This is a genomic window from Pseudomonas sp. OA65 (genome assembly GCF_017498305.1).
Classification (GTDB): domain Bacteria; phylum Pseudomonadota; class Gammaproteobacteria; order Pseudomonadales; family Pseudomonadaceae; genus Aquipseudomonas; species Aquipseudomonas zanjanensis.
This window is the reverse complement of record NZ_JAGDEZ010000038.1, coordinates 38,669-60,291: the sequence shown is the minus strand read 5'-3', so window position 1 is coordinate 60,291 and position 21,623 is coordinate 38,669. Positions and strand designations below refer to the sequence as shown.

Sequence of the window (21,623 nt, the reverse complement as noted above, 5' to 3'; positions counted from 1 at the left end):
ATTGCTCCGTGGGCCGCCGCGAAGGGCCATCCATGGCCCAGCGCGGCTATCCCGGCATCCATGCCGGGATGCCCACTCCACAATGCCTGCGTTCGGCCATCGTGGTTAACGGGGCGCCCGAGATCAACGTCCTCCGCGAGGCGGCCTAGTAGCCGACCTGGCTCTTGATGAGGACCGCGTTTCTCCTGTGGGAGCGAGCTTGCTCGCGACGGCGGTATCACAGTCGATGAAGCTGTTGAATGTGCCGGCCTCTTCGCGGGCGGGCTTGCGTCAATCGTCCAGTTCGCTCTGCAACGCACCCTCAAAATCCTGTCCACCGTAAAAAATGCCCAAAATGAAAACCTGCTCGGCCTCAACGGCGAAGGCAATCACTGTCCGCTTACGGTAGTTTGTGATGCGCAAACCCAGCCGTATATCGTCTCTCGGGTTTCCTCGGTGCGGGAACGTCTGTAGTTCTTCACAATAGGTCACGATGGCGTCGGTATACCGATGGGCAATTTCTGGCGAAGCCTCTGTGGCAATGTAGCGATAGAGCGCAGCTAACTGCTCAAGGGCTTGCGGTGCAAACTCGACGGTATAGGTCATTACGATTTTACAGTGGCGTTCTGGTGCTCAGCAGCCAATCGGGAGCGCACCTCATCAACGCTTAGCGCACACGAGGGATCAGCTTTCAAGGCATCGTAAGCTGGGGTTACTTGGCCTACGAGCCAGTTTTCCAAAGCCCGATCACGAGCCAGCAGCGCCCTGAGGCCATCACGAATGACTTCACTTTCAGTGGCGTACTCGCCGGCAGCCACCTTGGCTTTCACTACGTCGGCCATCTGGTTAGGCAGCGTGATGCTGAACTGTTGAGTGCTACGCATGATGAGCCTCCGGGATAAGATAGGATTTAATCCTACTCTGCCCAAAAGATTATGCACATGACCTCCTGTCATTCTCGATGACTTTGCTGGTGGATTTAGAGGTGAGCTTGCTCGCGCTGTGTCAGTGGACATCCATGCAGATGATCCACCGCATCGCGAGCAAGCTCGCTCCCACAGGGGATTGTCTCCCGCCAGGAGGGCTTTATTGGTCTTCGAGGCCGCGCTGTTCGATGACGCCGAACACGTCGGTGACATCCTGGACCAGAATCCGGGCGACGTTGGTGAGGGTATTGAGGTCGCTGGCGGCCGAATCGCGCAGGGTGGCGCAGGCCATGAGCGTCAAGTAATCGAGGGTAGCGTGCAGGCGTTCGCTGGCGCAGGCATGAAGCTCGGTCAGTGGGACGGATCTATCGATGAACAGCACGGGTTGGGTGGTGGCGATTGGAGTGAGAGGGGTGAAGCGGCTAAGTGATTGAGTCGTCGTCATAAGGTTTGGGCTCTATTAATAAAAATTGATCGCCACCTTCTTGCTGCGAAACAAATGGGTGGCAGTTGCGCGCGGGTTCGCAGACCGAGATAGAGACCAAACCCGGCAGACCCGAAGGTCTCCCGCACGCAACCGCCATAAAACGAACGCAGGCGAGTTTGCCTGAATTTTCATTTGACGGTGCAAAGTCTCTGTTCTGTCAGTGGGCTGCGAAACCCCTGCCCACCGACCAAAGCCAGCAGACCCACCGAACTATAGAGCAGATTCCCAAGGCCAAAATCGGCCCTGTAGGACGCACCGGACCCCTGTGGCGAGGGAGCTTGCTCCCGCTCGGGGGCGCAGCCGCCGTAAAACCTGCAAATGCGGTAGGTCTGGAGGAAAGAGGGGCCGCTTCGCAGCCCAGCGGGGATAAATCCCCTCGCCACAACAGACGGTTTCCTACGAGATTTTCAGAAGAAAAGTTTCTGTAGTGTGATCAACTGTCAGCATGTCGAACGTTGTCTCTCGCTTGCAAAAAACTGGCGGCCGAAAGCCCCTAGAAATGTCCGCTATAAAGGACATAATCAGCTTTCGTTTGTAAAAGTCCCTTATGGTGGACATTATGCTGATACTCAATCCTTCTGCTTTAGGCGAAAGAATGCGCACGCTACGCCGTGCAAAAGGCTATAGCCAACAGCTGCTCGCCGAAAAAGCCAATTGCAATCGCAAAACGATCATCGACCTTGAAGCCGGCGAAAACGTGGCCGTGTACACCCTGTTTCGGGTCGTGTCGGCATTGGGGATGGCTCTGGAAACCGTCGATAAACGCATCGATCTCAAATCCCTGGCGGAACTGGTGGAACATGATGAGTAGGGTCAAGCTGCTCAATGTCATGACACCACAAGGCTATAGCGGCGACTTGTCCAAAGGTTCGCAGTTCTCGTTTGCCTATGCCAGTGCCGAGGCGCCTCGGGAGGTTTCGCTGGTCATGCCCTATGACCCTACGCCCTCAGTTAGCAATATCCTTCATCCGATATTCGACATGAATGTGCCTGAGGGTTTTCTGGCGGACCAGATCAAGCGTCGGATGGCCAGGCATATGCAGGTCGATCAAGATGAACAAGGTAAAAACATATCCGGATCGCAAGCAGTTGATCGAGTTTGGTCGCAAGCATTGCAAAGTTGATAAGCCCGCTTTGATCATCGAGCGAATCGCCGATGCAATGAGCCAGGCGCTGGCGAGCAGTGGGCATCGAATTGATGGACTGCTTGAGGGTATGCGAGGGGAGTGGGACGCGGGTCGGTTTGCCGCTCTTTATGATTCGGAACCGTTGCGGCTCAGGAACAAACCGCTGGTCCAGAAATGAATTTGACTTGAGTGTGCCGGCCCGTGAAAAGCCGGCGCATACGGTAAAGCCGACGAAAGAGTGGGGCCGCTTCGCAGCCCAGCGGGAGCAAGCTCCCTCGCCGCAGGGTGTAAATTCCTACGAGATTTTAGGACGTGAAAACTCAGGTGTTGTGATCGATATCCAACACGCTGAACGTCACTTTCCCACCTTCACTGGTATAGCCCGTGTTGTCCTGCACATACACCCCAGCCTTGAAGTACAGCGGCTTGTCGCGCCAGGCACGGCCAACGGTGGTGTACCAACTGTTGCCGGCCGCGGTGATGCCCAGGTCGCCGGTACGATCCAGGTGGATCCGGTAAGAAAAGGACCGATTGAGCTTCACCCCGGTGGCCACGGTAATCACCCGGCCTTCACTGTCATCGGGCCGCATGCGGACCTTGGCGACGATGTTCCCGGTGGCGCTGTCTTCCTTGTACTGGTATTCCAGCTTGACCATGGGCTTGCTGCTGTCCTTGGCATGGATCTGGCCGATCACGATCTTGCCGCTGCTGGGCACCTGGTTGACCACCAAGCTTGCTCGTAGCTGGTTGTCGGCGTCGGGATAAACCCAGTTGCGCAAAGTGCCGTCCCGGTAGGTCTCGCGTAATTCGCTGCGGGGATAAATGGCGTTTTCAGTCTTGGTGCCAGTGACTGGAGACCAGAAGTACACCGTGCTGCCTTCGGAATTGAAATATTTGTCCTGGAACCCATCCACCAGTCGAGGGGTTTCGATGGTTTTCGGCGGGCTGCCTTCAGGGATGCTCAGGTTCCAGGTTGCAAGGTCGACCATGTTCGGATCCTTTCTACTGCAAAAGAAATGATTCACGCCATCGCCGGAGGCTCTAGGACGCACTTTTGCTGAGGCCAAGAAGGGGCGCGGACGGGAATTTGGCGCATTCGTCCGGCGGAGGGTTGGCGTCAGCAGACCGTCAGAGTGGCGTTTTCCGGATTTGTGCCCGAGATAATCAACCGTTGGTCGGGTGCCGGGCTTTTTCTTGGAACCATTACGCGATGGCTATTTGGCAGCTATTTAGGGCAGGACAAAAAAAGCACCCAAGCCGGACAATGCCAGTCAGTCAAGCAGCAAACCTGTGGGAGCTAAGCTTGCTCGCGATTGCGGTAAGCCAGCCGACAACGATGTTGGCGACTCTGCCGCTATCGCGAGCAAGCTTTGCTCCCACAGGATTTATGTCGTTTGCTCTTAACTGACAGGTATTACCCAAGCCGGATGCTTTCTAAGGAGGGGCGCCGATAGCAGCGTTCCGTGCCGCTATTACGGCGCAGCAGGTTGCACTCAAAGCGTGGTGTGTTTGATTTCCAGCAGGCTGAATGTCGCTTTTCCGCCCTCGGTGACGTAGCCGGTGTTGTCCTGCACGTACACGCCGGCCTTGAAATAGAGCGGTTTGACTTTCCAGCTCGGATCAACAGAGGTTCGCCAGTTGTAACCCGCCGCGGTGATGCCCAGCGCACCCTTCGGGCTCAAATGAATCATGTAAGAGAAACTACGGTTGAGCGTCACGCCCGTGGCAATAGTGATGACCTGGCCCGTCTCGTCGTCAGGACGCATGCGCACCTTGGCAACGATATTTCCGGTAGAGCTGTAGGTTTTGTACTGGTACTCCAGTTTCACCATCGGCCTGGTGCTGTCCTTGGCGTGAATCTGGCCGATCACGATCTTGCCAGTACTAGGCACCTGATTGACGGTCACGATCGCGCGCAGGGTGTTGTCCGCCGCGGGGTAAAGCCAATTGCGCAAAGTGCCGTCAGCGTAGGTTTCGCGCAGTTCGCTGCGCGGGTAAGTCGCGTTGGCCGTCTTGGTGCCAGTCACGGGTGCCCAGAAGAATACGGTGCCGGTTTCGGCGTTGAAATATTCGTCTTTAAACCCTTGTACCAGTCGAGGGGTTTCAATGGTCATCGCCGGGCTGCCCTCGGGGATGCTCAAGTTCCAGGTTGCGAGATCGATCATGTCCAGGTCCTGCGTATCGAGATGTAAAGGTGTATGCCGTAGCGGGAGGCTTTAAACCGCCCTTTTGAAGCGTTTCGGAACGCTGGACAGGGGCTTTTTCTTGTTGACCGTTCGGCGGATGTTTGACGTCAATTGTCCGTCGAAGGTGTCATTGCAGTTTCTGTGCCCGAGGAGGGTGACCGTTAGTCGGCTATTTCGGGCTTTGTCTGGATGATGGCGCGTTGACACCTACTGCTTTTCAAAATCCCGGTCTAGAGTGAGGGGACAGTATTTGTCCGCTTTTGCTACGTAAAAACGGACGTGGCGCCCGATAAGAGAAGCAGCATGGAATGCGCGCAACCAACGCCCGGCGAAGACAGCTCTGTCCTTTTGATTGTTGATGATTACCCTGAAAACCTGCTCAGCATGCGGGCCTTGTTGCAGCGGCAGGATTGGCGGGTAATGACCGCGTCCTCCGGAGTCGAGGCGCTTAACCTGCTGCTCGAACATGACATCGACCTGGTTCTGCTGGATGTGCAGATGCCTGAAATGGACGGTTTCGAAGTGGCGCGCCTGATGCGCGGCAGCCAGCGCACGCGGCTCACGCCGATCATTTTCCTGACGGCCAACGAGCAGTCCCAGGACGCGGTCATCAAGGGCTACGCCAGTGGCGCCGTGGATTACCTGTTCAAGCCCTTCGATCCGCAAATCCTCAAGCCCAAGGTCCAGGCGTTGCTCGAGCACCAGCGCAATCGCCGGGCCTTGCAGCGCCTGAGCCAGGATCTCGAGGCGGCCAGGGCCTTCAATGCCTCGGTGCTGGACAACGCCGCCGAAGGCATCCTGGTGGTGGACGAGGCCGGCTGTATCCGCTTCGCCAACCCGTCCACCTGCCGCTTGCTCAATGCCACCGCCAAGCAGTTGCAGGACATGCCGTTCCTGGATTTCCTGCAAAAACCGCACATCCCCGAATGGATCGGTTCCGAGATCCACAACGCCTATCAGCGTGGCGAAACCTGGCGATTGCATGACGCGGTGCTGCGCACGGCACCCGGCCAGCAGGTGTCGGTGGCCTTGTCCTGCGCGCCCTTGCCCTCGGAGCAGAAGGCGATGGTGGTGACGCTCCAGGACATGTCCGTGGTGCGCCACCTGCACCAGCAACTCGAATACCAGGCCGTCACGGACCCGCTCACCGGCTTGCTCAACCGCCGTGGTTTCTACCAGACCGCGGAAAACCTGTTGATGCGCAGCGAGCGCTTGGAAAGCAACTGGGTGCTGCTGTACTTGGATCTCGACGGCTTCAAGCGGGTCAATGACTCTCTGGGGCACGATGCCGGGGACCGGGTGTTGCGCTGGGTGTCGGAGCAGTTGAAGGCGTGCCTGCGCCCCTTCGATATCCTGGCGCGGCTGGGCGGGGACGAGTTCACGGCGCTGCTGGACCTGGAATTTCCCGAGCAGGCGGCGAAGATCGCGGAGAAGCTCATCGAACGCGTCGCGATCTGCCAGCAGATCGAAGGCATGGACGTGGCGCTTGGCGCCAGCATCGGCATCGCGACGTACCCTGACTGTGGCGCCAACCTCGATGGGTTGCTGCGGGCGTCCGACATCGCCATGTACGAAGCCAAGCGGGCCGGTCGCCAGCAATATCGTTTCTACGACCAGGAAATGAACGGTCGGGCCCGTTCACGGCTGATGTTGGAAGAGAGCGTGCGCTCGGCCATCGAGAACCGTGATTTCAATATGGTCTACCAGCCGCAGGTGAGCATCGTCGACGGGCGTATCCGCGGGTTCGAGGCGCTGTTGCGCTGGCAGCACCCGAGCGTCGGCGATGTGCCGCCGGGGCTGTTCCTGCCGTTGCTGGAAGAGGCACGGTTGATCAGTCGGCTGGGCAGTTGGATCTATCATCGCAGCGCGGCCCAGCGCAAAGTCTGGGAGCGTCTGTTCGCTGATGACCTGGTGTTGGGCGTGAGCCTGAGCAGCACTCAATTCGGCATGCCGAACCTGGTGACGGAGTTGCGCCAGGTCCTGGAGCGCCACGCCTTGAAGCCTCGGCAATTGGAGGTCGAGGTGACCGAGGATGCGCTGATGCGCAATCCCGATGAAACCCAAAAGCAACTGCGTCTGCTGCGCCAGTTGGGGGTGCGCGTGGCCTTGGATGACTTCGGTTCAGGGCCTTGTTCGCTGGCGCATCTGCGTGATCTTGAACTCGATACCCTCAAGCTCGACCGGCACCTGATCGCTCGTCTACCAGGATCGCCCCGGGATGCCGCGCTGGCTGCTTCAGTGATCGATTTGTGCACGCAACTGGGCTTGCGGGTGATCGCCGAAGGAGTGGAAACCCGCGAGCAGTATCGGTGGCTTCAGGCCCATGGCTGTGAATACGTGCAAGGGTTCCTCGTGGCGCGACCGTTGATGGCCGAAGACACCGATGCCTTCGCCACGCCCTTCGACTGGAGCGCGGTGCAGGCCTGAATTCGCTACACTGGCGGCCTCTTGTGACTGTGTTGCCCGCCGATGACCGCGCTCAAATACCTCCAGGCCTATCCCGCCGCCCTGCAAGCCCAAGTGCAGCAATTGATCGCCCAGGATCGTCTGGGCGATTACCTGCAACAGCGCTACCCGGGTCGGCATCCGATCCAGAGCGACAAGGCCCTGTACGGTTATGCGCTGGACCTCAAGCAGCAATACCTGCGTAACGCGCCGGCCATCGACAAGGTGTTGTTCGACAGTCGCCTGGACCTGACCCACCGCGCCCTCGGCCTGCACACCGCGGTGTCACGGGTGCAGGGCGGCAAGCTCAAGGCCAAGAAGGAAATCCGCATCGCGGCGCTGTTCAAGGACGCGGCGCCCGAGTTCCTGAAGATGATCGTTGTGCATGAGCTGGCGCACTTCAAGGAGTCGGATCACAACAAGGCCTTCTACCAGCTCTGCGAACACATGCTGCCGGGCTATCACCAGTTGGAATTCGACCTGCGGGTGTACCTGACCTGGCGGGACCTGCAACCTCACAAGGAATGACCGGATGGACGTGAGCAAGACCAAGACCAGTTTCTACCGTCGCCTGTACGTGGCCTACCTGATCGACAGCGGCCTGGCCAGCAACGTCCCGGCCCTCACCGAAGCCACCGGCATGCCTCGGCGCACGGCGCAGGACACCATCGTCGCGCTGGCGGACCTGGACATCGTGTGTGAGTTCGAGCAGGAGGACGGTGCGCGCAACCATGCCGGGCGGTATCGGATTCGCGATTGGGGGGCGATCGATCGGGGGTGGATCGAGGGAAATTTACCGCGGATCAAAGCGGTGCTTGAGTATCCCTGAATATGTCGGTGTCGGTGCGGGCCCCTTCGCGAGCAGGCTCGCTCCCACATTTTAATCATCTTCGTATACAGATTTTGTGTTTATTGAAGATCCACTGTGGGAGCGAGCCTGCTCGCGAAAAGCATTTTCAGGGCCGATGCATACCAATGTGTGGAATCCCATCCTCCATATACTCCACCCCCACCACTTCAAACCCATACCGCCCGTAATACCCCTGCAAATGCGCCTGGGCCGACAATGAGATCGACGTGCCGGGCCAACGTTTCTCGGCCTGCTTGAGGGCCTTTTCCATCAGCGTATGACCCAGCCCCTGGCCGCGTGCCTGTGGCGCGATGACCACGCGCCCGATCACCACGTCGCTGTTTTGCGAGTGCGGGTCGAGCAGGCGCAGGTAGGCCACCAGGTGGTTGTCGCGCCAGGCCATCAGGTGGCAGGTGTCGCCCTCCAAGTCCAGGCCATCAACGTCGGGGTAGGCGCAGTTCTGCTCGACGACGAACACCTCGGCGCGCAGCTTGAGGATGGCATACAGCTGTTCCTTGCTCAGGTCAGTGTGATGTTTGCAGACCCATTCGATATCCATTTTTTGAATTTCCTGAAGAACCTGATGCCGATATTAAGCGTGCTTGGCTCGGAAGTCTCTTGCTCATGTGACCGGAAAATCTGTGACAAAGACCAAAATGCCATCATTCCTTTGTCGCGGGGCTGTCGTCTTTGTGTAATCTTCGTGACAGCGCTGCGCAGCGGTCCCAATGAGCTAACGTTAGGACCGGGTGTCTGAGGATGCCCGTTGGGTTTCGGCTAAAAACAAACCGGGCTTTGAACCCGTCAAGGATGTTTGGCATGCCGCGATTGCATCGAGCGCTTGCATTGATTGGATTGCTGTTGCTGAGCTACGAGACCTGTGCGCAGAAGTTGCGTCTGGTCGCCGATGCCTGGCCGCCCTTTACCGATTCCACCTTGATCAATGGCGGCCTGGCGACCGACATCGTCAGCACGGCCCTGGCGCGGGCCGGCTATGCCACGGACTTCGAACAGGTGCCCTGGGCCCGGGCGATGCTGGGCATCAGCGAGGGCCGCTATGATGTGCTGATCAATGCCTGGTACAGCGAGGACCGCACCCACATAGGCCAGTTTTCGGCCGAATACCTGCTCAACCGCGTGCGCTTCATCAAGCGCAAGGACGAAACGATCCCGTTCGATAACCTGCAACAGTTGCGTGCCTATCCCATCGCCGTGGTGCGCGGTTATGCCTATGCCAAGGACTTCGACGAAGACCCGCAAATGCAGAAGGTCCCGGTGCACAACTTCGCCATGGCGGTGCGCATGCTGGCGGCCGACCGCGTCAAGTTGACCTTGGAAGACGAGTATGTCGCTCGTTATTACCTGGCCCGCGAATCGCCCAAGGTGCGCAGTGCCGTGGAGTTCCTGCCCAAGCCCTTGAGCGAAAACAGCCTGCACATCCTGGTCAGCCTGAAGAACCCGGAGCACGAGCAGATCGTGGCCGGGTTTGACCGGGAGATCGCGGCGATGAAGGCGGATGGGAGTTATGACCGGTTGCTTAAGCAACATGGTATGTGAGCTGTCTGGACTGGCCTCATCGCGAGCAGGCTCGCTCCCACAGTGGGCCTTCGGTGATGCAAAGTTTGTGTGCACAGCAAATCCACTGTGGGAGCGAGCCTGCTCGCGATGGCGATAGTGTCAGCACCACAACCCTCAAGCCTCGCCAGTATCCTTGATCAGATGCGCCGCCAACGTGCGCAACGGCCCCAACTGTCGGCAGATCAATGCCAATTGCGTCTGCACCAGCCGTTGCCCCTCGTCGATTTCATCAGGCATCTGCTCAAGCTCACTGGCCAGGGCTTCCTCCTCATCGCTCTGGATCGCAATCGGTTGTTTACTCGCCAGGCCCTGGGCGATTTCGTCGATGCTGGCCGCCAGTTTTACCCCGGCACTGTCGATCAACTGTTCGCGTACTTCGGTCGGCAACTCGGTGCCGCGATGGGCGCCCAGGCCTGACAGGTAGCTGAGCAGGGTGTGGGAGAGCACCAGGAAGCGGAACCCCACATCGGCTTCCTTCCGGAAATGCCCCGGCTCCATCAGCATGTTGGCCAGTGTGGTGGACAGCGCGGCATCGGCGTTGTGGGCGTTGCGTCGGGCCAGGCGATAGGCCAGGTCGTCGCTTTTGCCGACGGCGTATTGCTGCATGATCTGGCGCAGGTAAATGCTGTTGCAGGTCAGCGTGTTGGCCAGCACTTTGTTCAGCCGGCGACCTTGCCAATCGGGCAGGAACAGGAACACCGCCAGCCCGGCAATCAGGCTGCCGAGCAAGGTATCGAACAACCGCGGCAGCAGCAGCCCGTAGCCGTCGCCCACCTGGTTGAAGCAGAACAGCACCATGATGGTGATCGCCGCTGTCGCCAGGGTGTAGCGGGTGGTGCGGTTGGTAAAGAACACCACCCCGGCGGCAATGGCGAAGCACGATTGCACCAGCGGATTGGGAAACAGGTCGAACAACGCCCAGGCGACCGTCAGGCCGATGGCGGTGCCGATGATCCGCTGGCCAAGCTTGCGCCGGGTGGCGCCGTAGTTGGGTTGGCAGACGAACAGCGTGGTGAGGATGATCCAATAGCCCTGGGACGGGTGAATCATGTGCACCACGGCGTAACCCACGGCCAGGGCCAGTGGCAAGCGCAGGGCATGGCGGAACAGCAGCGAGGTGGGCGTAAGCTGCGTACGCAAGCGCAGCCAGACGTCCTTGAGATTGCGCGGCGAGCGGTCGAGCAGGCTGCTGTCGGTGGCGTCGGCCAGGGCGTCGGGGTTGCTCGCGTCGCTGAGCAGGCGGTCCATCGTGCCCAGGTTCACCGACAGGGCCCGCAACGAACGCAGCAAGCCGCGCCAGGCCGGGTTGCTCTGGATGCGCAGGTGTTCGAGGGACGCGTGCAGGTCGTTGAGGGCCTCGGCGAAGGTGTGGTCGTAAATGAATGGCTGGCGCAGTTGGATCGACTCGGCCAGCGCCTGGCAGGCCTTGCCTTGTTGGCGCAGCAGGCGTTGGCAGCGGAACAGCACGTCGCTGTGGAAGAACGCTTCGGCCAGGGCATTGTAGGGATAGTGAGACGAGCTGGCTCGCTCGTGGATGTCCTGGGCCAGGAAATACAACTTCAGGTAGCGGCTGACTTTCGAGCCGGGTCGGCCATTGCCGACGCGGTGCAGGATGATTTCCTTGGCGCTGTTGAGGGCGGCGACCACGCGACCGTTTTGCTGGGCCAGTTCCAGGCGACGGGCTTCGATGTCGAGTTGGCGGATCGGCTCCAGCAGCGACGATTTGAGTTTGAGGTAGCGTCCCAGTTCGCGAAACAGCCGCGCCAGGCTTTGCTGCACTGGCTGGTTGGAAAACAATGCCTGCCACACGACCGACAGCAGGCCGTACCACGCGGCACCGGCGACCAGTAGCAGGGGTTCATGCCAGAAATCGTTGACGGCGCCGCCGCGCTGGTCCACGCCGATCATGGTGTAGACCGACAGAATCAGGGTGGCCGAGGCAATTGCGCCATAACGCTCGCCCAAGGCGCCAAGCATGGTCAGGCCGAATGCCGCCAGGGCCAGGGCGACGATGAACAGGACGGGGTAGGGGAACAGCAACTCCACCGACAGCGCGGCGACGCTGAAGCACACCAGGGTCACGGCCAACGCATTGAGGCGGCCCTGCCAACTGTCGTCGGTCTCGGCCAGGGCGCTGGCGATGATGCCCAGGAACAAGGGAATCAGCAGCGCCATTTCGTCCAGGTACCAGCACAACCCCATGCTGCCGGTCAGGGCGATGAAGACCCGCACGCTATAACTGAACTTATCCAACGCCCAAAGGCGACGCAAAGACTGGCTAAACGAGTTCGCTGACATGAAGTGCACGGGCCTGACGGGCAATGACGCTAAATTGAGGCAGTAATGACGCCGACGCAATGGCGGCGATCACATCCGGCAGCAAAAAGTGTTCCGATGTCCGCCACCGAGCTACTGTGGGAGCGGGCTTGCTCGCGAAAGCGGTGTGTCAGCCGCTATTGAATTGCCTGATACACCGCCTTCGCGAGCAAGCCCGCTCCCACAGGGTTTATTACCCACATTCGAGTCGTGTCGAGTCAGACGTACTGCGCCGCCGCATACCCCGAAGCCCACGCCCATTGGAAGTTGAACCCGCCCAGGTGCCCGGTGACGTCCAGCACTTCGCCGATGAAATACAGGCCCGGGCTTTTCAGCGACTCCATGGTCTTGGACGAGACTTCCCGGGTGTCGACGCCGCCGAGGGTGACTTCGGCGGTGCGGTAGCCTTCGGTGCCGGCAGGGACGACGTTCCAGCTCGCCAGTTTCTCGGCGATGTCCGCCAGCTCCGCATGGGTGTACTGCTTCATGGGTATGGACACGAACCACGTGTCGGCCAGCAGGTTGGCCATTTTCTTGGTGAACAGCTCGCCCAGCAACGTCTTGAGTTCGCTGTTGGGGCGTTCGGCCTGCTGCTGTTGCAGCCATTGCGGCACGTCGTGGTCGGGTAGCAGGTTGATCTGCACCGTGTCCCCCGGTTCCCAGAACGAGGAAATCTGCAGGATCGCCGGACCGCTCAGGCCGCGATGGGTGAACAGGATGTTCTCGCGAAAGCTCTGGTCGTTGCAGCTCACCAAGCAATCCACCGACGTGCCCGAGAGTTCGGTACAGAGGGTCTTGAGCTGATCGGTGATGGTGAACGGCACCAGTCCGGCGCGGGTTGGCAGCAGTTCATGGCCAAACTGTTTTGCCACCTGATAACCGAAGCCGGTTGCCCCGAGCGTTGGGATCGACAGCCCGCCCGTGGCGATCACCAGGGATTGGCAGGCAAGGGCGCCGAGGGTGGTTTGCAGCCGGTAGCCTCCGTCGGCTTTTTCGATCTGCGTGATGGAGGTATCCAGGTGCAGGCTGACGCCGGCCTGGTCGCATTCATCCAGCAGCAGGCCGAGGATGTCGCTGGACTTGTTATCGCAGAACAACTGGCCGAGCTTTTTTTCGTGATAGGGCACGCCGTGCTTGGCTACCAGGGCGATGAAATCCCACTGGGTGTAGCGGGCCAGGGCCGACTTGCAGAAGTGCGGGTTCTGCGACAGGAAATTGCCCGGCTCGGTGTACATGTTGGTGAAATTGCAGCGCCCGCCGCCCGACATGAGGATTTTCTTGCCGGCCTTGTTGGCGTGGTCCAGCAACATCACCTGCCGCCCGCGCGCGGCCGCGGTCAGCGCGCACATCAACCCTGCGGCGCCAGCGCCAATGATCACGACTTCGGTAGAGCGCAAAACGGTGTCCTCTCGGCTTTCCCACATAACTGAATGTGGGAGCGAGCTGTGTGGGAGCAAAGCTTGCTCGCGATCCAGGCGCTGCGGTCCTGAAGAGACCGCGGCGTTTTCATCGCGGGCAAGCCTTGCTCCCACACAGCTCGCTTCCACAGTTTGATCTCTGTTCGTCAGGCGATCGGTTACAGGATCCGCACCCGCAACGAGCGGCCCTTGATCTTGCCATCGTTCAAGCGCTGCAAGGCCTGCTTGGCGATGCCGCGTTCCACGGCCACGTAGGCCTGGAAATCGAAGATCGCGATCTTGCCGACCTGGGCGCCAGGGATGCCGGCCTCGCCGGTCAGGGCGCCGAGGATGTCGCCGGGGCGGACTTTGTCCTTGCGCCCGGCGCCGATGCACAGGGTGCTCATGGCCGGCAGCAGCGGCCCGCCGCCCTGGGGCTTGAGGTTGTCCAGTTGGTCCCAGCTCAGTGGCGACTTTTGCAGTTGCTCGATGGCTTGGGCGCGGTGGGCTTCGGACGGCGCCACCAGGCTGATGGCGATGCCTTTCTCACCGGCGCGACCCGTGCGGCCGACGCGGTGGATGTGGATTTCCGAATCCCGAGCCAGCTCGACGTTGATCACCATGTCCAGCGCATCGATATCCAGGCCACGGGCCGCCACGTCGGTGGCCACCAGCACCGAGGTGCTGCGGTTGGCGAACATCGCCAGCACCTGATCGCGGTCACGCTGTTCCAGGTCGCCATGCAGGCCGACGGCCGAGATGCCCTTGGACGTCAGGTGGTCGACGGTTTCCTGCACCTGCTGCTTGGTGAAGCAGAACGCCACGCAGGAGGCCGGGCGGAAATGCGCCAGGACCTTGACCACCGCGTCCATGCGCTCCTCGGGGGAGATTTCGTAGAAGCGCTGCTCGATCTGCGCATCGGAGTGGAACGCCTCGGCCTTTACTTGCTGCGGGTTGCGCATGAACTTGGACGACAGTTGCTTGATGCCCACCGGGTAGGTAGCGGAGAACAGCAGCGTCTGGCGGCGTTCCGGGGTCTGCTGGATGATGTCTTCGATGGCGTCGTAGAAACCCATGTCGAGCATGCGGTCGGCTTCGTCGAGGATCAGCGTGTTGAGGCCGTCGAGCACCAGTGAGCCCTTGCGCAGGTGCTGCTGGATGCGCCCCGGCGTGCCGACGATGATGTGGGCGCCGTGTTCGAGGGAGGCGATCTGCGGGCCGAAGGACACGCCGCCGCACAGGGTCAGGACCTTGATGTTGTCTTCGGCGCGGGCCAGGCGACGGATTTCCTTGGCGACCTGGTCGGCCAGCTCACGGGTCGGGCACATCACCAGCGCCTGGCAGCCGAAGAAACGCGGGTTGATCGGGTTCAGCAGGCCGATGCCGAAAGCGGCGGTCTTGCCGCTGCCGGTCTTTGCTTGGGCGATCAGGTCCATGCCCTTGAGGATCACCGGCAAGCTTTGCGCCTGGATCGGCGTCATCTGGGCATAACCGAGTGATTCGAGGTTAGCCAGCATGGCGGCGGACAGCGGCAAAGTATTAAAAGCGGTGGCAATGGTGGTCACGGGACTGGCCTGCAAAACAAAATGTCGCGCAGTGTAGCAGCCTCGTGCCACTTTCTTCGAAAGTTCTGGACGAGCTGTGGACAACGCTGGCCTGGGGACATTCTGTGGGAGCAAAGCTTGCTCGCGATACGGGCAACGCACTTCCCCAAGGAAACCGAGTCGCCTGTATCGCGGGCAAGCCTTGCTCCCACAAGTGTCTGGCTCACCACGGAGGCTGAGGTCTAATGCTCGATATGCTCATCCGGCCGCTTGTCCCGCCGCCCATCCTGCTTCGACAACTGGGAAAAAATCGTCGCCGCCAGCATCGCCATGATCCCCACCGTCACGAACGTCAGTTGGAACGCCCCCAGCACCGTCTCCACCCCATCGTTGCCCACTTGGGCGGTAAAGCCGCCGAGCAGCGCGCCGGCGCAGGCCACGCCGAGGCTCAGGGACAGTTGCGCCACCACCGACAACAGGCTGTTGCCGCTGCTGGCGCTGGCGTCGTCCAGGTCGATCAGGGTCACCGTGTTCATCGCGGTGAATTGCAGCGAGTTGATCGCCCCCAGCACCGCCAGTTGCGCCAGTAGCAGCCAGTACGGCGTCTCTTCGCTGACCAGGCCCATGCTCGCCAGCATCAGGCCCAGGGCCAGGGTGTTGCTGGTCAACACGGCGCGGTAGCCAAAGCGTTCGATCAACGGTCGGGCCACGGACTTGGCGACCATGGCCGCCGCCGCCAGGGGCAGCATGCTCATGCCGGCCTGGGACGGTGAATAGCCCAGGGCCACTTGCAGCAGCAACGGCACCAGGAACGGCAGGGCACCGCTGCCCAGGCGCGCGAACAGGTTGCCGAGAATGCCCACGGCGAAGGTCCGGGTCTTGAACAACGATGGCGGGAACAACGCGTTCTCGACATGCCCGGCCCGCAGCCAATAGGCGGCCAGGCAGGCCATGCCGCCAAACAGCAGCAACATCACCCGCAGGTGTGGCAAGTGCAGTTCACCCAGGCCTTCCATGGCGATAGTGATCAATACCATGGCCGCGCCGAACAGCAGGAACCCCAGTCCATCGAACCGCGTGCGCTCGCTGCCACGCAGGTCGGGGATGAATTTCCACACGGCGTAACAGCCGATCACGCCCACCGGCAGGTTGATGATGAAGATCCAGTGCCAGGTCAGGTATTCCACCATCCAGCCGCCCATGGTCGGCCCGATCAACGGGCCGAGCAGGCCAGGGATGGTGATGAAGCCCATGATCCGTACCAGTTCCGAGCGCGGATACGCCCGCAGCACCACCAGCCTGCCCACGGGCAGCATCAGCGCACCGCCCAGGCCTTGGACGACCCGGGCGCCGATCAGCATGCTCAACGAATTGGACAAGGCGCACAGCAGCGAGCCGAAGCTGAACAGTAGGATCGCCCCGAAGAAAATCTTCTTGGTGCCGAAGCGGTCGGCGATCCAGCCCGACGCCGGGATCAGCAACGCCACGGTGAGCATGTAGGCAATGATCACGCCCTGCATGCGCAGTGGGTTTTCCGCCAGGTCACTGGCCATGGCGGGCAGCGCGGTGTTGAGGATGGTCCCATCCAGGGACTGCATGAAGAAGGCAATCGCCACCACCCATGGAAGCCAGCGGGCGGTGACGGCGTCGAGCGGGGCGCGGTTGGGCATGGGACCTCTTGTTTGTGTTCGAGTGTCTGTTGGCTTCATCGCGGGCAAGCCTTGCTCCCACATGTCCGGCGCACATCCTGTGGGAGCAAGGCTTGCCCGCGATGCTTTTCTACAGCGTCAAGGTCAACCGCTTGACCAGCGCCCCCGGCAACAACATCGAGGCCGTGGCCCGCTGGCTGTAGGTGCTGGCCGAGAGCAGAAGTTCCCGCTCTCGGGTCAGGGCTTCGAGTTGCGAGCCGAGCAGGCTGTAGACACTGTCGTCGAAACGCATGGTGCTGACCGGCGCCACGATCTGGCCGTTCTCGACCCAGAACGTGGCGAAGCGGGTCATGCCGGTCAGGCGGGCGGCCGGTTGGTCCGAGTAGTTCAGGTACCAGAGGTTGCTGATGTACAACCCGGTGCCAAGTTCTTCGAGGATGTATTTTTGCTCCAACTGCCCGCCCTGCATGTCCAGCGCCGTGGGGTATTCGTAACGGCTGGCGCCGTTGGCGGCGAGGCCGTATTCGGCGGCGCTGCGGGAGTTGACCAATTGCGCGTTGGCCATGCCCTTGGCGATCAGCCCCAGGTCGTCGCGGGGATAACCTTCGTCGGAAAACGCCGGGCTCAGGGAGCCACTGACCTGCTCGGTCAGCCACACGTTGGGACTGAAGTGGGCTTCGCCAGCATAGAACTTCTGCAGCGGGCTCTGCTTGCTGGCAATGGCCTGGGCCGAGAAGCCGCCCCAACTGAGCATGCCCATGATCTCTTCCAGGGCGGCCGGCGCCAGATAGGCGCGGTATTCACCGGGCGGCAACGTGCGCAGCGGGCGGCCAAGAAACGCCAGTTGCTCGCGGGCCTGCTCGAAGCGCCGGGCAAATCCTTCAGTACTCCATTCATGCCCGGCGTAGCTGGCTTTCACCGCCTGGCCGTTTTCATGGAACAGGCTGAAATCGAAGTTGAAGCTGTTGGCCTGATGCCAGCCGAACGCTCCCGACGAACTGGCGAAACCTCGGCTGATGGGTCCGGCGGCGTAGAAACCCACCAGGTCCAGGCCTTCGGCGGCGCGGGTGATTTCGGCAACGGCCTGCTCCGTCTCGGGCAGCGGATGGTCCTGCACATTGTTGCTCTGCCAGTGATTATGGTTGAGCAGCAGGTACGGATCGGGGGGCAGCAGCGGCAAGGTTTCGCGCAGTTGCTGCAAGCCTTCGGACAGGCGTTGCACATCAGCCTCGGGGGCGCCGGACAACGTGATCTGCAAATCGGCGTGGCGACCGTCGTCGATCAATTTGAAACTGATATTGGCTTGCTGCACCTGCCCGGCCTGGCGGACCTTGCCGTGGTTGAAACGCACGAAGGCCGAGGATTCGGCGGCGTAGCCGAGGGTGAACTGTTCAGGCGTACGCAGGGCGCCGCGCAGCCAGTCGACCAGAACCTTGAATGCCTCGGCCTGATTATTGGTGGTGCTCATCAGGCATCTCCCCCAAACACATCAACATTGCTGAACACACAGGCTGGCGATGCATGGCCGACGCGGATGACCTGGTTCGGTTCGCCCTTGCCGCAGTTCGGCGTGCCCAGGACTTGGGAGGTGCTGGCGTCGCCCACGGCGCGCAGGCTCTTCCAGAATTGCGCGGAAATACCTCGGTAGTTGGGGTTCTTTACCACGCCCTTGAGCTCGCCGTTCTCGATCAACTGGCCCCATTCGCAGCCGAACTGGAATTTGTTGCGGGCATCATCGATGGACCAGGAGCGGTTGGTGCGCATCAGCACGCCGTGCTCGATGCCTTGGATCAGTTGCTCCAGGGATTGGTCGCCGGGCTCGATGTTCAGGTTGGCCATGCGGTCGATGGGCGGCCGATTCCAGCCGCAGGCGCGGCTGTTGGCAACACCGTCCAGGCCGGCACGGAATTGCGACAGTGCCCCACCCAATGGACGCAGCAGCAGGCCTTCACGAATCAAGAACTGCTTGCTGGCGGCACTGCCGTCGTCGTCATGGCTGTAGCTTGCCAGCTCTTCGGGAATGTCCGGGTCGAAGGTCACGTTTAGCAGGTCGGAGCCGTATTGCAGGTGGCCGAAATCGCTGGCCTTGACGAAGCTGGTGCCGGCGTAATTGCGCTCGTCCCCGAGGATGCGGTCCAGCTCCAGCGGATGGCCGATGGACTCGTGGATCTGCAGCATCATCTGGTCGGGCATCAGCAGCAGGTCGCGGGGACCTTGCGGGGTGTTCGGCGCCATCAGCAATTGCAGGGCCTGATCGGCGATTCTTGGTCCGGCACCGATCAGGCCGCAGCGGCTGATCACATCGAAGCCGCCTTGCTGGCCGAAATTTTCCCGGCCCAGGGTGCGGGTCTGGCTGTCATTGCCGTCGAAAGCGGTGACGTCCAGGGCCGGGTAGATAAAGCGTTGGGCCTGGCGCAGTTCAGCGCCGGCACTGTTGAGGTAGATCTGCTCGACCTGGGTCAGGCCGATGCTGGCCTGCCAGTTCACCAGGCGTTCGTCCCGGGGCACCGCGGCCGATTCGTCGCCGAGCAATTGGTAGCAATCGCTCAGTGGCGGGAAGGCCTGGTCGAAATGCGGCGAGAAATAATCGGCGCGGTCGCTGGACACCGCTTGCTCGCGCAGGTCGAGCAGGGCATGGGGCTTGAGTTGGCGGGCATGTTGCTCGGCGCGTTGCAGTGCTGCTTGCAGGCCGGCCAGGGACAGGTCGTTGGTGGCGGCATAGGCTTCGACCCCGTTGACCCGCACGGTGAGCATCGCACCTTCGTCACGGTTCAGGCTGGGCGGTTCGGCGACGTTCTTGCGCACGGACAAATGCTGGCCGGATTCGCGCACATAACGCAGGGAAAAGAATTCAGCGCCCGTGCGCAAGGCAGCGAACCGCTGCTTGAGCTGGGGGTGGAAGTCGAACATGAAACCTCCTTGTCTGGAGTGGCGATGCAGCGGCGTGAGGCGAAGTGACGCGGTGGTTCTAGAGTAGGCCTGGGGTGGGGGAGGGATCAAGGTGGATGGGAATTTTGCGGTGTGGCAGTCAGAGAAATAGGCTGAATGGGCTGGCCCCTTCGCGAGCAGGCTCGCTCCCACAGTGGGTTTTTCAGTGGTCACAAAGTCTGCATCCGCCGCGGGGACTTTGTGGGAGCGGGCTTGCTCGCGAAGACGGCGGCACATTCAACATTGATGCAAGCTGACCCACCGCTTTCGCGAGCAAGCCCGCTCCCACAATTGGGATTTTCAGTGGTCACAAAATCTGTGTTCACCTCAGAACCCCTGTGGGAGCGGGCTTGCTCGCGAAGACGGCGGCACATTCAACATTGCTGCAAGCTGACCCACCGCTTTCGCGAGCAAGCTCCCACAGTGGATTTTCAGTGGTCACAAAATCTGTGCCCACCTCCCAACCCCTGTGGGAGCGAGCCTGCTCGCGATGGCGGTGTGGCGCCTTACTGAGTAGCGGTCGTCACTTCACGCAACGGCTTGCCGCGCACTGGCGCATCGCCGGCCACGTAGTACGGTGCGGTGCTGCGTGGCAGGGGCTTGCGGCCGCGGATCTTGTCGGCGATTTTCTCGGCCATCATGATCGTCGGCGCGTTCAGGTTGCCGGTGGTGATGATCGGCATGATCGAGGCATCCACCACACGCAACCCTTGCATGCCGTGCACGCGGCCTTCGCCGTCCACCACCGCCATGTCGTCGGTGCCCATCTTGCATGAGCAGGACGGGTGGAACGCGGTTTCGGCGTGCTCGCGAATGAACTGGTCCAGTTGCGCGTCCGTCTGCACCTCGATGCCCGGGCTGATCTCGCGGCCCCGGAACGGGTCGAGTGCCGGTTGCTGCATGATCTCACGGGTCAGGCGGATGCCGTCGCGAAATTCCTGCCAGTCCTGCTCGGTGGCCATGTAGTTGAACAGGATGCTCGGGTGCTGGCGCGGGTCCTTGGACTTGGCCTGGATCCGACCACGGCTTGGCGAACGCATGGAGCCCATGTGCGCCTGGAAACCGTGTTCCTTCACGCCGTTGCTGCCGTTGTAGTTAATCGCCACCGGCAAGAAGTGGTACTGGATGTTCGGCCAATCGAATTCCGGGCGCGTGCGGATGAAACCGCCGGCCTCGAACTGGTTGCTGGCGCCGATGCCGGTGCCGTTGAACAGCCACTCGGCACCGATGGCCGGCTGGTTGTACCAGAGCAGCGACGGGTACAGCGAGACCGGTTGGGTGCAAGCGTATTGCAGGTACAACTCCAGGTGATCCTGGAGGTTTTCACCGACGCCCGGCAGATCGTGGACCACCGGGATGTCGAGGCTTTCCAGCAGCTTCGCCGGGCCGACGCCGGAGCGTTGCAGGATCTGCGGCGAGGCGATGGCGCCGGAGCACAGCAGCACTTCCTTGCGCGCCCGGGCTTCGACGCGCTCTTCAGCGGCGCCCACCAGGTAACGCACGCCGACCGCGCGCTTGCCTTCGAACAGGATCTTGTCGGTCAGGGCGTGGGTGACGATGGTCAGTGTCGAGCGCTTCTTGGCGACGTCCAGGTAACCGCGTGCGGTGCTGGCGCGACGGCCGTTGGGCGTGACGGTACGGTCCATCGGGCCGAAACCTTCCTGCTGGTAGCCGTTGAGGTCCTCGGTACGGGGGTAACCGGCCTGCACGCCGGCTTCGACCATGGCGTGGAACAACGGGTTGTTGCCAGCCTTGGGCGTGGTCACGCTGACCGGGCCGTCGCCGCCGTGGTAGTCGTTCGGGCCGATGTCGCGGGTTTCGGCTTTACGGAAATACGGCAGGCAATCGAGGTAGGTCCAGTCTTCCAGGCCCGGCAGTTTTGCCCAGTTGTCATAGTCCAGGGCGTTGCCGCGGATATAGCACATGCCATTAATCAGCGAAGAACCGCCCAGGCCCTTGCCGCGACCGCATTCCATGCGACGGCCGTTCATGTGCGGCTCCGGGTCGGTCTCGTAGGCCCAGTTGTAGCGCCGGCCTTGCAGGGGAAACGCCAGGGCAGCGGGCATTTGCGTGCGGAAGTCCAGGCGATAGTCCGGGCCGCCGGCTTCGAGCAGCAGGACGGTGACGCCTTCGTCTTCAGTCAGGCGGGTGGCTAATGTGTTGCCTGCTGAACCGGCGCCCACAATGATGTAGTCGTATTCTGTAGTCATA

At 61.1% G+C, this 21,623-nt stretch carries 20 protein-coding genes; 7 read left to right on the top strand and 13 right to left on the bottom strand.

From position 1 onward, the window contains the following. Positions 1-270: 270 nt before the first annotated feature. The 3 genes from J3361_RS24080 to J3361_RS24070 form a co-directional block, all read right to left on the bottom strand. A complete protein-coding gene (locus tag J3361_RS24080) occupies positions 271-585 on the bottom strand; it encodes a type II toxin-antitoxin system RelE/ParE family toxin (protein WP_207966630.1) in 315 nt (104 codons plus the stop codon). After that, on the bottom strand, positions 585-863 hold the full coding sequence (locus tag J3361_RS24075) for a type II toxin-antitoxin system ParD family antitoxin (RefSeq protein ID WP_186707102.1): 279 nt from the start codon (positions 861-863) through the stop codon (positions 585-587). Before J3361_RS24075 ends, J3361_RS24080 begins: the two co-directional genes overlap by 1 nt. Positions 864-1,065: 202 nt before the next feature. Next, positions 1,066-1,350 carry a fructose-bisphosphate aldolase gene (locus J3361_RS24070; protein WP_207966629.1) on the bottom strand — a complete coding sequence of 95 codons (285 nt, stop codon included), beginning with the start codon at positions 1,348-1,350 and terminating at the stop codon, positions 1,066-1,068. A gap of 601 nt (positions 1,351-1,951) precedes the next feature. On the opposite strand from J3361_RS24070, the gene J3361_RS24065 reads away from it, so the two are divergent. From J3361_RS24065 to J3361_RS29595, 3 genes are read left to right on the top strand one after another with little or no spacing between them, the layout of a single operon-like run. Next, the gene (locus J3361_RS24065) at positions 1,952-2,203 is read left to right on the top strand and encodes a helix-turn-helix domain-containing protein (protein WP_207966628.1); all 252 of its coding nucleotides are present in this window, start codon (positions 1,952-1,954) and stop codon (positions 2,201-2,203) included. Next, positions 2,193-2,516: a HipA N-terminal domain-containing protein gene (locus J3361_RS29600; RefSeq protein WP_346343457.1), complete on the top strand. Its 324-nt coding sequence runs from the start codon at positions 2,193-2,195 to the stop codon at positions 2,514-2,516. The genes J3361_RS24065 and J3361_RS29600 overlap by 11 nt, the downstream gene beginning before the upstream one ends. Further along, complete coding sequence (locus J3361_RS29595) at positions 2,446-2,697, top strand: hypothetical protein (RefSeq protein WP_243459003.1); 252 nt, start codon at positions 2,446-2,448, stop codon at positions 2,695-2,697. Before J3361_RS29600 ends, J3361_RS29595 begins: the two co-directional genes overlap by 71 nt. Positions 2,698-2,839: 142 nt before the next feature. Here J3361_RS29595 and J3361_RS24055 read toward each other — a convergent pair whose 3' ends face one another. Together J3361_RS24055 and J3361_RS24050 are read right to left on the bottom strand one after the other, a co-directional pair. After that, positions 2,840-3,508 (bottom strand): polysaccharide lyase family 7 protein, encoded by a 669-nt coding sequence (locus J3361_RS24055; RefSeq protein ID WP_207966627.1) that lies wholly within the window; start codon positions 3,506-3,508, stop codon positions 2,840-2,842. Positions 3,509-4,012: 504 nt separating this feature from the next. Then, positions 4,013-4,684 carry a polysaccharide lyase family 7 protein gene (locus J3361_RS24050; protein WP_207966626.1) on the bottom strand — a complete coding sequence of 224 codons (672 nt, stop codon included), beginning with the start codon at positions 4,682-4,684 and terminating at the stop codon, positions 4,013-4,015. 324 nt (positions 4,685-5,008) lie between these two features. On the opposite strand from J3361_RS24050, the gene J3361_RS24045 reads away from it, so the two are divergent. Genes J3361_RS24045 through J3361_RS24035 form a run of 3 tightly spaced genes read left to right on the top strand, consistent with a single transcriptional unit; the run spans position 5,009 to position 7,979 of the window. Then, positions 5,009-7,132 (top strand): EAL domain-containing protein, encoded by a 2,124-nt coding sequence (locus tag J3361_RS24045; protein WP_207966625.1) that lies wholly within the window; start codon positions 5,009-5,011, stop codon positions 7,130-7,132. A gap of 42 nt (positions 7,133-7,174) precedes the next feature. Continuing rightward, positions 7,175-7,678, top strand: coding sequence for a M48 family metallopeptidase (locus J3361_RS24040; protein ID WP_003206376.1), 504 nt, complete (start codon positions 7,175-7,177; stop codon positions 7,676-7,678). 4 nt (positions 7,679-7,682) lie between these two features. After that, positions 7,683-7,979, top strand: a complete 297-nt coding sequence (locus J3361_RS24035; RefSeq protein WP_207966624.1) for a winged helix-turn-helix domain-containing protein — start codon at positions 7,683-7,685, stop codon at positions 7,977-7,979. Between the two features lie 127 nt (positions 7,980-8,106). Here J3361_RS24035 and J3361_RS24030 read toward each other — a convergent pair whose 3' ends face one another. Beyond that, positions 8,107-8,559, bottom strand: a complete 453-nt coding sequence (locus J3361_RS24030) for a GNAT family N-acetyltransferase (protein WP_207966623.1) — start codon at positions 8,557-8,559, stop codon at positions 8,107-8,109. Between the two features lie 260 nt (positions 8,560-8,819). Between J3361_RS24030 and J3361_RS24025 the strand changes: the two genes are divergently transcribed. Continuing rightward, the gene (locus tag J3361_RS24025) at positions 8,820-9,557 is read left to right on the top strand and encodes a transporter substrate-binding domain-containing protein (protein WP_207966622.1); all 738 of its coding nucleotides are present in this window, start codon (positions 8,820-8,822) and stop codon (positions 9,555-9,557) included. 135 nt (positions 9,558-9,692) lie between these two features. On the opposite strand, the gene yccS is transcribed toward J3361_RS24025, so the two are convergent. From yccS to betA, 7 genes are all read right to left on the bottom strand, one after another. After that, positions 9,693-11,876: a YccS family putative transporter gene (yccS, locus tag J3361_RS24020; RefSeq protein WP_207966621.1), complete on the bottom strand. Its 2,184-nt coding sequence runs from the start codon at positions 11,874-11,876 to the stop codon at positions 9,693-9,695. A 236-nt stretch (positions 11,877-12,112) separates the two neighbouring features. Beyond that, the gene (locus J3361_RS24015; protein ID WP_207966620.1) at positions 12,113-13,291 is read right to left on the bottom strand and encodes an NAD(P)/FAD-dependent oxidoreductase; all 1,179 of its coding nucleotides are present in this window, start codon (positions 13,289-13,291) and stop codon (positions 12,113-12,115) included. 179 nt (positions 13,292-13,470) lie between these two features. Continuing rightward, complete coding sequence (gene dbpA / locus J3361_RS24010; protein WP_230149652.1) at positions 13,471-14,808, bottom strand: ATP-dependent RNA helicase DbpA; 1,338 nt, start codon at positions 14,806-14,808, stop codon at positions 13,471-13,473. Between the two features lie 269 nt (positions 14,809-15,077). Then, complete coding sequence (gene mdtD / locus J3361_RS24005) at positions 15,078-16,544, bottom strand: multidrug transporter subunit MdtD (RefSeq protein ID WP_207966619.1); 1,467 nt, start codon at positions 16,542-16,544, stop codon at positions 15,078-15,080. 70 nt (positions 16,545-16,614) lie between these two features. Continuing rightward, positions 16,615-17,952: a TldD/PmbA family protein gene (locus tag J3361_RS24000; protein WP_207966618.1), complete on the bottom strand. Its 1,338-nt coding sequence runs from the start codon at positions 17,950-17,952 to the stop codon at positions 16,615-16,617. Next, positions 17,952-19,394, bottom strand: coding sequence for a TldD/PmbA family protein (locus J3361_RS23995; protein ID WP_207966617.1), 1,443 nt, complete (start codon positions 19,392-19,394; stop codon positions 17,952-17,954). Before J3361_RS23995 ends, J3361_RS24000 begins: the two co-directional genes overlap by 1 nt. Positions 19,395-19,918: 524 nt before the next feature. Further along, entirely contained in the window at positions 19,919-21,622 is a 1,704-nt protein-coding gene (betA, locus tag J3361_RS23990) for a choline dehydrogenase (RefSeq protein WP_207966616.1), read from the bottom strand. Between the last annotated feature and the right edge of the window lies 1 nt (position 21,623).